Below are 13,161 nucleotides of genomic sequence, written 5' to 3' on the forward strand. Positions count from 1 at the left end.
TTGTAGTTACTAATATGACATTACCACCAGAGCAACTGATAATGTTTTATTCTAACAGAGGAACTATGGAAAATTTCATTAAAGAAAGTAAAAATGGATTTGCTTTAGATTCAATGAGTAGTACTAGTTTTTTAGCTAATGCAAATAAGCTTCAATTAAGCCTACTAGCTTATAATTTCAATAATTGGTTTAGACGATTGGCTTTATCAAATAAAAGCAAAACTAATAGAATTGAAACACTAAGATTAAAATTAATAAAGATAGCGGCTAAAATTGTTACTAGTGCAAGATATATAACTTTTAAACTTTGTAGTAGTTGTCCTTACAAAGAAGAGTTTATGAATATATTAAATAATATAGGTGCCTTAAAGGCTCTGCCATGATATGAAAAATATATAATTTAATATCGAAAAATAAGGAATTTCCACAAGTCCGTAGGGATACTTTACCCTTTTTAGATATATAAAATAAAATTTAAAGAATTTTCTATGCTAAAATGAAAATTCTTTAAAAAAATAAATACCAAACCATATATTTAGATATTTTTATCTTCTAAAAAATAGTTTGGTGAATAATTCGGGTTTATAATATATTGTAAAAAAATATTCATTTTTAAAATATAGATCTTTCCCTTAAAATAAAAATTTAATAACATCACTAAATAAAAGGAATTGTACAGAGTCAAAGATTTATTTAATTACTACTTTCTTAAATAAATCTTATAATATTTTAACCTATAAAGTTATTAATTTCTCAACTATTAAAGGTACTACACTCTGTATTTCTTCCCTTATTAAAAACACACAATTTTATTTTTTTATATAATCTTAAATCCTGCTTCTTTTAACTTTCTTTTTATTAAATTTATATTACCTATTTTAATTCTTATAATTATTTCTTTTACTTGAGTAATACTTTTTGTATCTAAAACAACAAAACTCAAAATATCTCCATTATTTTCTGTAATTATCTTAGATAATTTAGATATTTGTCCTGGTACATCATAAGCCCTTACAGCAATTCTCTGCCCTTTATTTAATCCAAAAGCATTAGTAAATTCACTAAATACTGCTTTATGTGTAAGAATTCCAACAAAATTATCAAAATCATCTATAACAGCTACAAATGCTATTCTCATTTTTTCTAATAAAGCAACAGCTTTTTCTAGCTCTTCATCTTTATTAATAACCGGTACATCTGAATATATTAATTGTCCAACCTTTACTGTTGTCAATGTTTCTTCTTTATTACAACCATTTTCAAAACTATATTTATATATATCATGCTTAGATATACTGCCTTTAAACTTATCTCCATCAACCACTGGAATAGATAAAAATTTATTATCTACCATTATTTTCATAGCTTCTTCTAAAGTTGTATTTGATTCTACTATTTTCAAATTTTCCTTAGTTACCATAACAGTTTTTACTATCATACTTCCCCTCCTTACCAATTAACCCTTTACATTTTTTATTATATCATTTTATAACATTTAAATCTCTTACTTAAATTATATTTAATAATATTTAAATATATAATATGTTCCGCTTTCTTTTTTTGATAATTTTGGTTAGAATATTAAAGAAAAGATTGTATAAGTATTCTTATTTAAATTTACTTAAATATTATATAAAATATAATGAAAGGAGATTATTTATGGAATTTATAGTTAATAACGTTGAACAAACTATAAGTATTGGTAAACAATTAGGTTCTCTTGTTAAAAATGGTGATATTATTTGTTTAACAGGTAATTTAGGAACTGGAAAAACTCATATTAGTAAAGGTATAGCTAGTGGATTAAATATAACTGAACACATCACAAGTCCAACTTTTAATATAGTTAATGAATATCATAGTGGTAGAATATCTTTATATCATTTTGATGTATATAGAGTTAATGATCCAACCGAAATAGACGCTATAGGTTTTGATGAATATATTTTTGGTAACGGTGTTAGTTTAATAGAATGGGCCAACTACATAGAAGAACTTATTCCTCAAGAATACATTTATATAAACATTAAAAAACTTCCAGAAATCGGAGAGAATTATAGAAAAATCACCATAAAAGCTTATGGTGATAGATATGATTACATAAAGGAGATAGAATTATGATAGTTTTAGGAGTAGATTCTTCCTCTAGTACTGCAACTTGTGCTTTAATATCTGAAAAGGGAGTTTTAGGTGAAATTAATCTAAATGATAAAAAGCAACATTCGGTACTAATTATGGATATGATAGATCGACTATTAAAAGATTGCAACTTAACCATAAAAGATATTGACGGCTTTGCAATCAGTGAAGGTCCAGGTTCCTTCACAGGATTAAGAATAGGGATGGCCACATTAAAAGGATTAAGTTTTGGAACAAATAAACCTTGTGTAAGTATTTCATCTCTTAAAGGACTTGCTTATAATGTAATTAACTTTACTGGCATAATATGTCCAATTATTGATGCTCTTAGAAATAATGTTTACACTTGCTTATATAAATTTGAAAATGGAGAATTAATTTCTTTAACTGATAGTGATTGCTTATCTTTAGATGAGCTTATTGAACTTCTGCAAGAAAAAGATGAACCTATAATGTTCTTAGGTGATGGAGTTCAAAAACATAAGCAAACTTTATCTGAAAAAGTTAGAAATACCTATTTTGCACCCATTACATCAAATTATCCAAAAGCATCATCTATTTGTTCCTTAGCTTTACCACTTTTACAAGAAGGATTTTTTAATGATCTTAATACTATGGCTCCAATTTATTTAAGAAAATCTCAAGCCGAAAGAGAATATGAACAAAGAATGGGACTCTAATAATGGATTTTTCAATTAAGTCTATGACCTTAGAATGTATAAATGATGTCATAGAAATAAGTAATTTAAGTTTTCCTGTTGCATGGAGCGAAACTTCTTTTTTAAATGAAATAAAAAATCCGCTTGCTCATTATTTAGTGGCTAAAGCTGGTGAAAAAGTAATTGGATTTATAGGAGCATGGTCTATAATAGATGAAGCACATATTACTAATATAGCGGTTCACCCTAATTATAGAAAGCAAGGTGTAGGAGATTTACTAATAGAAGGTCTATTTTGCTTAAGTAATGAACTTAATTTAATAGCATTAACACTAGAAGTTAGAGCTTCTAATATTCCAGCACAAAATCTTTATAAAAAGCATGGCTTTGTTGAAGAAGGTATAAGAAAAAAATATTATGAAGATAATAATGAAGATGCAATAATTATGTGGAAAAGATAATTTTATATATTTTCTAAAAATTAGTCACAGATTGTTGGTTAAATTATAGTTTTATCCATATTTCTTTGAATTAACATGTGACTTTTGTTAGTTTTTCATAATTAATTTTATTTTTAATAAAAAGTGAGTTGACATAAAAAATTACATCAACTCACTTTTTTATTCATAACTTTAATTTAATAATACACTAAATAAATTTATTTATTATCCTAATTTATTTTGCAACTTCTTACTATCTAACATAGGCTCTACTTTAAATATAGCTACTGATATTTTTTTATACAATAAATAAGTAACTACCGAAACTAAAACTCCTTTAATTCCATTAAAAGGTATTAATCCTACAGTAACATATTTCATTAATTCTGCTGGTGCCATCTGCATTCCATGAGCAGGTAATAAGAAATATACATTAGCTAATATACCTATAACTTCCATAATTACTATTCCACTTACCATCCCAATAATAGCATTCTTTTTTGTTTTACATCTATTATAAAGCATAGATGCTGGTAATATCATAGAAACTCCAATTATAAAATTAGCAATCTCTCCTACAAAACCTGTTTGTGTCCCTTTTAATACTATTATCATAAGATTCTTAACAGCTTCAATTACAATCCCTGTTAATGGTCCAAATGCAAAAGCACCCATTAATGCTGGTACATCACTTAAATCAATCTTTAACCAAGGAAATATTGGTATTACTGGAAAGTCTATATACATTAGTATAAAAGCTATTGCACTTAATAATGATACTTTAATAAAGGTGTTTAAATTGTTTTTAGGTTTCATTTTTCTCTCCTCCAAGCAATTTCTTCGGGAGCCCTTAGTTATTAGTTTAGCTTTCATATAAAAAATTATGCCCTAATAGAATTCTATTAGGGCATAATATTAATAAATAAACTTAATTATAAGCTATTCTAATATCCATTCTTCTTTCATCCAGACTTTAACTGTCGGCTTCGGAATTTAACCGAATCATGCTAAAAAATTTAGCTCGCGGGCTTTACCGCCGGTGGAGACTTACACTCCGCCCTGAAGATTATTTTTTTTCATATAAAATTATATAACAGTTCTAAATGGAATTCAATCCCTTATCTATTATTAATAGTGTTCTTTTTCATTGATAAAGAAATTCTTTTTCTTTTCTCATCAACTTCTAATATTACAACTTCTACAACATCTCCTACTTTAACAATATCTAATGGGTGTTTTACAAATCTATCTGCCATTTCACTTTTATGAACTAATCCATCCTGATGAACACCAATATCTACAAAAGCACCAAAATCTGAAACATTTCTAACAGTTCCCATTAACATCATTCCTGATTTTAAATCTTTTAAATCTATAATACTAGATTTAAAGATTGGCTTTGGTAATTCTTCCCTTGGATCTCTTCCTGGCTTTTTAATTTCTTTTATTATATCCTTTAAAGTTAACTCTCCTACATTTAATTCTTTAGCTAAATTGACAATCCCAATTTTTTCAATATTAATTTCTATATCACTTAACTTACCTTCTCTTAAATCATTTTCATGATAACCTAATTTTTTAATAAGTGTTTTAGCTACTTCATATGATTCTGGATGTACTGCTGTATTATCTAAAGCTTCTTTGCTTTCCATAACTCTTAAAAAACCTGCACATTGCTCATAAGCTTTTTGACCTAATCTTTTTACTTTTAATAATTCTTTTCTACTTTTAAATTTCCCATTTTCTTCTCTATAGCAAACTATATTTTGTGCAATAGTCCCATTTACACCTGCTATATAACTTAATAAAGATGGAGTAGCTATATTTAAATCCACTCCCACATTATTAACACAGTCTTCAACAATACCTCTTAATGATTCATCTAATTTCTTTGGTGTTACATCATGTTGATATTGTCCTACTCCTATAGCTTTTGGATCTATTTTTACTAATTCTGCTAAAGGATCTTGAAGTCTTCTTCCTATAGAAATAGCTCCTCTTATAGTTACATCTAACTCTGGATATTCTTTATTAGCTAATTCTGATGCAGAATAAACTGATGCACCAGCCTCAGAAACTATTACATAATAAAGCTCTCTTCCAGTTTCTTTCTTTATTTCTGTTAATAACTTAACTATAATTTCTTCAGATTCTCTAGAAGCTGTTCCATTACCTAAAGATATAACTTCAACATTATATTTATATATTAAATCTTTTAAAACTTTTATAGTGCCTACTATATCATTTTTAGGTAATGTTGGATATACAGTAGCCTTTTCTAAAAACTTTCCCGTATCATCCAAAATTGCGACTTTACATCCAGTTCTAAATCCAGGATCATATCCCATTACCACTTTTCCTTTAATAGGTGATTGCATTAATAGTGCTTTTAAATTTGCTTTAAATATATCTATAGCACCTAATTCTCCTTTATCTGTAAGATCATTTCTTATTTCTCTTTCAATAGATGGATATATTAATCTTTTAAAAGAATCTTTTACACTTAATTTCATATGATCATCTGTAATTTTATTTCCTTTTAAAACTCTACTATTAATATACTCTATTATCTTATCTTGACTGCAAGTTATTTTAACAGAAAGTATCTTTTCCTTTTCGCCTCTATTTATAGCTAATATTCTATGAGAAGGTATAGTTCTCACTGCTTCTTTATAATCATAATACATTTCATAAGGTGTAGTTTTTTCGCTATCTCCTTTAGTTTCAATTATCCCCTCTCTATTAACTAAATTTCTTATCCACTTTCTAAAATCTGCATTATCTGAAATAATTTCACTAACTATATCTCTAGCTCCTTGTAATGCTTCTTCTCCAGAATTAACATTTTTTTCTTCAGCAATATACTTTTTAGCCTCTTCCATAATATTTTTATTGAAAGTTCCTTCTAAAATTATATTTGCCAATGGTTTTAGCCCTTTGTCTATAGCTATAGTTGCTCTAGTTCTTTTTTTAGGTTTAAAAGGTCTATATATATCTTCAACTTCTGTTAAAGTAATACATTTTAATATTTTATTTTTTAAATTATCATTTAAATTTCCTTGTTCCTCTATTAATCTTATAACATCTTCTTTTCTATCTTCTAAATTTCTCAAATATGTTAATCTTTCAAAAAATTCTCTTAAAAGTTCATCCTTTAACCCACCAGTTTTTTCTTTTCTATATCTAGCAATAAAAGGTACTGTATTCCCTCCATCTAGTAATTCTATTACACTTTCTACTTGTTTTAATGATATTTTTAATTCTTGAGATAAAATATTATTTATATTACTCATACTATCCTCCCTAACTTCATCAACATAATTATTATTATATTGCTTACCATAATTAATTCAAGGTTTTAGATAAAATTTAGAATAAATATATTTTTTTTACATAATTATAAACTATAATACTTTGAGGAGATTGTAATGAAAAAATTAAAATCTATTTGTATTAATCTACTAATTTTTATACTTTTATCAACTTTCATTTTATCAATTTTTTATAAAATTAGATTAGATACTTTTAATAAAGATGAATTAATTGATAGAATTGAATATCTTACATCTGATGAACTAAAAGGAAGGCTATGTGGAAGTGAAGGTAATTACTTAGCACAAGATTTTATAAAAAAAGACTTTAAAAAAAGTAATTTATTGCCCTACAATTTTAAGTTTTTACATGAATTTAGTACACACTCACCTACTGAAATTGAAGGAAAACCTTATCTTAAAGTAGTTGATTCAAATGGAACGTTAATAAAAGAATATGAATATAATAGAGATTTTAAAGATGCTTTTTTGAATTTTAAAATAAATAAAATAACATTTAATAAAAATAATAAAGCCAATATTCATACTTCAGCTATGTTAATTAATAATTCTAACAATAAAAATGCTGTTTTTATATCTACTGAAATGAATTCTTTTAATTTTAGAAGTTCTTTTGTATATAATACACCTTGTGATTTATATACTTTAGTATCACCTAAAACCTTTAATGAACTAGTAGAATATTATAATAATGATTACACAATAGAATGCTTCTTCCCATATAAAGTAGAAGAAAAAATTGTAAATAATGTAGCCTCAGTAATAAAAGGATTTAATCCATTTCTACCACCTTTGGTATTAACTGCACACTTTGACCATGTTGGTTCTGATTTATCTGGAAACATATATAGAGGAGCATTAGATAATGCTTCTGGTGCTGCATTCTTAATGGAATTAGCTTCTGTTTTAAGTACTTTACCCATGCCAGAAAGAGACATAATTATAGTTGCTTTAAATGCTGAAGAATTTGGACTTTTGGGAGCAGAAGAATTTGCTAAAGAAAATAGTTCTAAATTTAAAAATAGTAAAGTTATAAACTTTGATATGATAGGTAGTGATGAAAATATTCCCTTAACTCTTATGACCGGAAAAAATATTACTGAAGATACTAGCGAACTTTTAAAAAATTTATCAAATAGATGTAAAGAAGAGAAGATAACACATTTAATTGAAAAAAAGGATTCTTCTGACCATGCAGGCTTTATAAAGCAAGGAATAGACAGTGTAACAATAAATGATGGCGATACTTCAAAAATTCATACTCCTGAAGATAAAGTAGAATTTATAAGCACTACTGCTATAGATAGAGCGTTATCAGTTGTATTCCCTGAAATCATAAATTATGCTTACTCATCATCACCATTTTTTTTATTAAGTACTCCAATAACAATATTGCTTTTTATAATGCTTATATTAGCCATAGTTTTTAAAAAAATTAATAAATAAAAATAATAAAAGTGATAATGATTTCAAGATTACTACTTTATAAAAACTTTAAATAATATCTATTAATCATTATCGCTTTTTATATAAATATACTATTTTTAACTTCACATAGATAAATACCCAGCTATAAATTCATCTATTTCACCATCCATTACCGCGCCAACATTAGATGTTTCAATACCACTTCTATGATCTTTAACTAATGAATATGGGTGAAATACATAACTTCTAATTTGGCTTCCCCAACCCATATCTTTTAGTTCTCCTGTTAAATCTTCAATTTTTTCTTTATGAGCTCTTTCCTTAAGTTCTATAAGTTTTGACTTCAACATTGCCATAGCTGTATCTCTATTAGAAAACTGACTTCTTTCATTTTGACATTGTACAACTATCCCTGTAGGAATATGAGTTATTCTAACTGCAGATTCTGTTTTATTAACATGCTGTCCACCAGCTCCTCCTGCTCTAAAAGTATCTATCTTTAAATCAACAGGATTTATATTTATATCTTGTTCAGCTGTTAACTCAGGTAAAACCTCTACTGATGCAAATGAAGTTTGCCTTTTACCATTTGCATTAAAAGGGGATATTCTAACTAATCTATGGATTCCTTTCTCAGCTTTTAAATATCCATAGGAAAATTCTCCTTTTACTTTTAATGTGACACTTTTAATACCTGCTTCATCACCAGGTAAATACTCTAATGTTTCTAATGAATATCCTTTTTTCTCACACCATCTTGTATACATTCTTAAAAGCATTTCTGTCCAATCATTAGCGTCACTACCACCAACACCAGTATGTAAACTTAAAATAGCATTATTTCTATCATATTCACCTGATAAAAGAATTTCTATTCTATAACTTTCAATGTCTTTTTCTATTTTCTTAATTTCTTTTATAATTTCTTTTATAGTTTCATCATCATCTTCTTCCATAATTTCACTAAGTATTTCTACATCTTCTATGGAAGTTTGAAGCTTTTTAAATCTCTCTATTTTATCTTTTATTCTTTTTGAATTTTGAGTTATTTCTTGAGCTTTATTTATATCATCCCAAAAACCTAATTCTTGCATCTTTAAATCTAGTTCTTCGCTTTGTTTTTCTAGTGATGCTAAGTCAAAGTGAAGCCCCCATTTCCTTTAAAGTATTTTTAAATCCACATATTTTGGATAATTGATTTTCTAATTCGATAATCATATAAACTTCACCCCTAACTTAAATTTCATTAAATATAGTATATCACTTAAAATTAATAGTAAAAAGGATCTTTTATAGATTACTCTATAAAAAATCCTTTAATCAATATAATGTTATGACCAAATATCTTTATTAAACAGTTTCTCTTCCACAGCAAGCCTTATATTTTTTACCACTTCCACATGGACATTCATCATTTCTACCAACCTTATTTTCTTTTTTTATTGGTTCTTTTTTAGCTGATTTTGAATCCCCACCATGATTTGCTGAAGTCTCTTGGGCAACTCTTTCTCTTTGAGGTGCTGAAGTTTCAACTTTTATATGATATAAATATTTAACTGTATCTACTTTAATATTTTCAATCATTTCAGAAAACATAGCACTACCTTCCATTTGATAAGCTTGTGCTGGATCTTGTTGCTTATATGCTCTTAATCCAATTCCTTTCTTTAAATGATCCATATTATCTATATGATCCATCCATTTAGTATCAACAACTTTTAAAAGAACAACTCTTTCCATTTCTCTCATTTGTTCTTCTCCAACTGATTGCTCTTTTTCTTCATAGAGATTTTTAACTATTTGAAAAACTTTTTCTACTATTTCTTCATTAGATAAATTTTTAAACTCATCATAAACTAATTGACTATCATCAAGACTAAACATATCTTCTAAATAAACAATTAATGCTTTTAACTCTTCTTCTAAATCATCTTCATCTGATGTAAGATGTGAACTTACAGCTTGAGCTATAACCGATTTAATCATTTCTTGAACTTGCTCTTTTAAATTCATACCTTCTAAAACTTCTGATCTTTGTTTATAAACAACTTCTCTTTGCATATTCATAACATCATCATAGCCAAGAAGTGTTTTTCTTACATCAAAGTTATTACCTTCAACTTTTTTCTGTGCATTTTCTATTGATTTACTAACCATTTTACTTTCTATTGCTTCATCATCTTGTAATCCTAACTTATCTACAACACCTTGAAGTTTTTCTGATCCAAATATTCTCATTAAATCATCTTCTAAAGAAATATAGAATCTTGATTCACCAGAATCTCCTTGACGTCCTGAACGTCCTCTTAACTGATTATCTATTCTTCTAGATTCATGTCTCTCTGTACCTATAATTTTTAATCCTCCAACTTCAGTAACACCTTCAGAAAGTTTAATATCTGTACCTCTACCTGCCATATTAGTAGCAATTGTTATGTTGCCTAATTCACCAGCATGAGATACAATTTCTGCTTCTTGCTCATGATATTTAGCATTTAATACTTTATGCGTTATTCCCTTTCTTTTAAGCATAGCTGAAATATACTCTGATTTTTCTATACTTGTAGTACCCACAAGAACTGGTTGCCCTGTTTTATGAGTATCTATAATTTCATTAACTATAGCCTTATATTTTCCAACGGCTGTTTTATAAACAAAATCAGGCTGATCCTTTCTTTGTATAGGTCTATGAGTTGGAACAACTATAACATCTAATCCATATATTTCTCTAAATTCCATCTCTTCTGTTAATGCAGTACCTGTCATACCTGATAACTTATTATACATTCTAAAATAATTTTGGAAAGTTATAGTTGCTAAGGTTTTAGACTCTCTTTGAACCTTTACTCCTTCTTTTGCTTCTATAGCTTGATGAAGACCATCTGAATATCTTCTACCTTCCATAAGTCTTCCTGTAAATTCATCAACTATAACAATTTCATCATCTTTAACCATATAATCTTTATCTTTTTTCATCATATAATTAGCTTTTAAAGCTTGAGTTATATGATGTTGTAATTCCATGTTTTTAGCATCTGCATAATTTTCTAACTTAAATGCTTTTTCAGCAGAATGAAGTCCCTCTTCTGTAAGCATAACTGCATGAGCTTTTTCATCTATAGTGTAATGTTCTTCTTCTTTAAGTCTTTTCACAAAAAAATCTGCAATTTTATATAAATCTGTTGATTTTTCTCCTGCCCCTGAAATTATAAGAGGTGTTCTAGCTTCATCTATAAGAATAGAATCAACCTCGTCTACTATACAATAGTTTAATGGTCTTTGAACTCTTTCCTCTTTATAAATTACCATGTTATCTCTTAAATAATCAAAACCAAACTCATTATTAGTTCCATATGTTATATCACAATTATAGGATTCTCTTCTTTGGTCATTAGTTAATCCATGAATAATAACACCTGTTGTTAATCCCAAGAAACCATATAACTGACCCATCTCATCTCTATCTCTTTTTGCTAAATAATCATTTACAGTTACAACATGAACTCCTTTACCTGATAAACCATTAAGATATGCTGGTAACGTTGCAACTAATGTTTTACCTTCTCCTGTTTTCATTTCCGCAATTCTACCTTGATGAAGAATAATTCCCCCCATAAGCTGTTCTCTATAATGTTTCATGCCTAGAACTCTAATTGAAGCTTCTCTACAAACAGCAAAAGCCTCTGGAAGTAATGAATCTAAGCTTTCTCCTTTTTCATATCTATTCTTAAATTCTTCAGTTTTATTTCTAAGTTCATCATCTGAAAGTTTTTCTATATCCGGCCCTAAGCTATCTATTTTATCTACAATAGGCTTTATTCTTTTTACTTCTCTTTCACTATATGTTCCAAACATTTTGTCAAATAGTCCCATTACATAATCCCTCAATTCTATTGTATTTAATTTCTTGCATTATTTACTCAATTATAACATTGTTATATAGAATATTTCAATAAATGTAGTAAATATATAAAAACTTTTACATTTTTAACTAAAAAAGAACACATTAGGTAAAAACCTCCTGTGTTCCCATATATTTTATGAGAGTTTTAAATTAAATTTTTATTCAAACTCTGGCTCTATTAACCCATAATGTCCATCTTTTCTTTTATAAACTACATTTAATTGATTTGTTTCTGCATCTTGAAAAACAAAGAAATTATGTCCTATTAATTCCATTTGTAATACTGCTTCTTCTGCCATCATTGGTTTAATATCAAATCTTTTAGTTTTAACTATCTCTGGCTCAATTTCTTCTTCTGTTAATGAAGCTATATGTGCAAATCTTAGAGAATCATAATTTTTTCTTTTTTCTAACTTAGTTTTTTGTTTTCTAATTTGTCTTTCTAATTTATTTTCTACTAAATCTATAGATTTATACATATCATCTGTAGCTTCTTCACCTCTTAAATAAACACCATTAAACGGTATCATCACTTCTATGATATGTTTATTTTTATCAACTTTTAGTGTTGCTTTAGCTTCTACCTCTGGAGCAAAATACTTTTCTAGCTTTAATATTTTTCTTTCAACTGCATCCTTTAATCCATCTGTTAATTCAATATTTCTAGCATATACTGTTACTTTCATATACTCAGCCCCTCTCTTAAATAAGAATCAACTGAAATTCATACTCAGCTGATATCTTTATTTTACTCTCCTTAAATATCTAATACAAGCTGTATTTTTCCGAATTTACTGAAAATTTCTACACTTGTATTTACTCTACTTTACTTTACTTCATTTTTCTTAATTTAATTTAATTTTTTATATTTATAACAGTTTATAAATATAAAAATCTACTTCGCAGACCGCCTTCTGCACTTTAATTAAAGTTATCCACAGATTCTCAAAATTATAATTTTCTAAAAATAAAAAAAGCCATGTAAAACATGACTTTTTAGTTAGTTGACCTGGTCTTTGACCCCACACTCGCCTGCTGGAGTTTTTGCTACCCGGAATTAACCTCTCACTACTAACCCTCTCAGTTTATTTTACTGGCAGGACTTACCTCTAAGCCGCACCATGCTCATTAAAACTTTGTTTAACTTACGTGGATCGTTTTGCCTGCGACTGGCATCGACTTTCAACCACAAACCTAACTATAATAATATTATATATTACTTTTAGCAATAGTCAATAGCTTTATTTGTACTTTAAAAT

Annotated in this window: 11 protein-coding genes and 1 riboswitch; of the genes, 5 read left to right on the top strand and 6 right to left on the bottom strand. The window is 27.4% G+C overall.

Annotation, left to right across the window (positions count from 1 at the left end; all coding sequences use genetic code 11):
* Window positions 1–383, top strand: a 383-nt coding sequence (locus GBZ86_RS07280) for a transposase (RefSeq protein ID WP_152889187.1), incomplete at its 5' end; no start/stop codon positions are given.
* Window positions 384–817: 434 nt separating this feature from the next.
* Here the strand turns inward: GBZ86_RS07280 and GBZ86_RS07285 are convergent.
* Window positions 818–1,438: a CBS domain-containing protein gene (locus tag GBZ86_RS07285; RefSeq protein WP_152889189.1), complete on the bottom strand. Its 621-nt coding sequence runs from the start codon at window positions 1,436–1,438 to the stop codon at window positions 818–820.
* Window positions 1,439–1,659: 221 nt separating this feature from the next.
* Between GBZ86_RS07285 and tsaE the strand changes: the two genes are divergently transcribed.
* The 3 genes from tsaE to rimI are packed head-to-tail and all read left to right on the top strand — an operon-like array spanning window position 1,660 to window position 3,259.
* Window positions 1,660–2,121: a tRNA (adenosine(37)-N6)-threonylcarbamoyltransferase complex ATPase subunit type 1 TsaE gene (tsaE, locus tag GBZ86_RS07290; RefSeq protein WP_152889198.1), complete on the top strand. Its 462-nt coding sequence runs from the start codon at window positions 1,660–1,662 to the stop codon at window positions 2,119–2,121.
* Window positions 2,118–2,819: a tRNA (adenosine(37)-N6)-threonylcarbamoyltransferase complex dimerization subunit type 1 TsaB gene (gene tsaB / locus GBZ86_RS07295; protein WP_152889200.1), complete on the top strand. Its 702-nt coding sequence runs from the start codon at window positions 2,118–2,120 to the stop codon at window positions 2,817–2,819. The genes tsaE and tsaB overlap by 4 nt, the downstream gene beginning before the upstream one ends.
* 2 nt (window positions 2,820–2,821) lie before the next feature.
* On the top strand, window positions 2,822–3,259 hold the full coding sequence (rimI, locus tag GBZ86_RS07300; RefSeq protein WP_152889202.1) for a ribosomal protein S18-alanine N-acetyltransferase: 438 nt from the start codon (window positions 2,822–2,824) through the stop codon (window positions 3,257–3,259).
* A 204-nt stretch (window positions 3,260–3,463) separates the two neighbouring features.
* Here rimI and GBZ86_RS07305 read toward each other — a convergent pair whose 3' ends face one another.
* Window positions 3,464–4,054: an ECF transporter S component gene (locus GBZ86_RS07305; protein WP_152889204.1), complete on the bottom strand. Its 591-nt coding sequence runs from the start codon at window positions 4,052–4,054 to the stop codon at window positions 3,464–3,466.
* Window positions 4,055–4,188: 134 nt separating this feature from the next.
* Window positions 4,189–4,309, bottom strand: a riboswitch (FMN riboswitch).
* 47 nt (window positions 4,310–4,356) lie between these two features.
* Window positions 4,357–6,531 (bottom strand): Tex family protein, encoded by a 2,175-nt coding sequence (locus GBZ86_RS07310; protein ID WP_152889206.1) that lies wholly within the window; start codon window positions 6,529–6,531, stop codon window positions 4,357–4,359.
* Window positions 6,532–6,666: 135 nt separating this feature from the next.
* Between GBZ86_RS07310 and GBZ86_RS07315 the strand changes: the two genes are divergently transcribed.
* Window positions 6,667–8,016, top strand: coding sequence for a M28 family metallopeptidase (locus tag GBZ86_RS07315; protein ID WP_152889208.1), 1,350 nt, complete (start codon window positions 6,667–6,669; stop codon window positions 8,014–8,016).
* A 104-nt stretch (window positions 8,017–8,120) separates the two neighbouring features.
* Here the strand turns inward: GBZ86_RS07315 and prfB are convergent.
* The 3 genes from prfB to hpf form a co-directional block, all read right to left on the bottom strand.
* A protein-coding gene (prfB, locus tag GBZ86_RS07320) for a peptide chain release factor 2 (RefSeq protein WP_152889210.1) occupies window positions 8,121–9,216 on the bottom strand; the annotation gives its coding sequence in 2 pieces (ribosomal slippage) (window positions 8,121–9,137 and window positions 9,139–9,216; 1,095 coding nt in all).
* 132 nt (window positions 9,217–9,348) lie between these two features.
* Entirely contained in the window at window positions 9,349–11,871 is a 2,523-nt protein-coding gene (gene secA / locus GBZ86_RS07325) for a preprotein translocase subunit SecA (RefSeq protein ID WP_152889212.1), read from the bottom strand.
* A gap of 189 nt (window positions 11,872–12,060) precedes the next feature.
* The gene (gene hpf, locus GBZ86_RS07330; RefSeq protein WP_152889214.1) at window positions 12,061–12,588 is read right to left on the bottom strand and encodes a ribosome hibernation-promoting factor, HPF/YfiA family; all 528 of its coding nucleotides are present in this window, start codon (window positions 12,586–12,588) and stop codon (window positions 12,061–12,063) included.
* Between the last annotated feature and the right edge of the window lie 573 nt (window positions 12,589–13,161).

It is taken from the genome of Clostridium tarantellae (assembly GCF_009295725.1).
In the GTDB taxonomy this organism is placed as follows: domain Bacteria; phylum Bacillota; class Clostridia; order Clostridiales; family Clostridiaceae; genus Sarcina; species Sarcina tarantellae.

Bases quoted from the DNA above. Each gene is read 5' to 3' on its own strand.
- GBZ86_RS07285 (WP_152889189.1), bottom strand. From the start codon at position 1,438: ATGATAGTAAAAACTGTTATGGTAACTAAGGAAAATTTGAAAATAGTA.
- tsaE (WP_152889198.1), top strand. From the start codon at position 1,660: ATGGAATTTATAGTTAATAACGTTGAACAAACTATAAGTATTGGTAAA.
- tsaB (WP_152889200.1), top strand. From the start codon at position 2,118: ATGATAGTTTTAGGAGTAGATTCTTCCTCTAGTACTGCAACTTGTGCT.
- rimI (WP_152889202.1), top strand. From the start codon at position 2,822: ATGGATTTTTCAATTAAGTCTATGACCTTAGAATGTATAAATGATGTC.
- GBZ86_RS07305 (WP_152889204.1), bottom strand. From the start codon at position 4,054: ATGAAACCTAAAAACAATTTAAACACCTTTATTAAAGTATCATTATTA.
- GBZ86_RS07310 (WP_152889206.1), bottom strand. From the start codon at position 6,531: ATGAGTAATATAAATAATATTTTATCTCAAGAATTAAAAATATCATTA.
- GBZ86_RS07315 (WP_152889208.1), top strand. From the start codon at position 6,667: ATGAAAAAATTAAAATCTATTTGTATTAATCTACTAATTTTTATACTT.
- secA (WP_152889212.1), bottom strand. From the start codon at position 11,871: ATGGGACTATTTGACAAAATGTTTGGAACATATAGTGAAAGAGAAGTA.
- hpf (WP_152889214.1), bottom strand. From the start codon at position 12,588: ATGAAAGTAACAGTATATGCTAGAAATATTGAATTAACAGATGGATTA.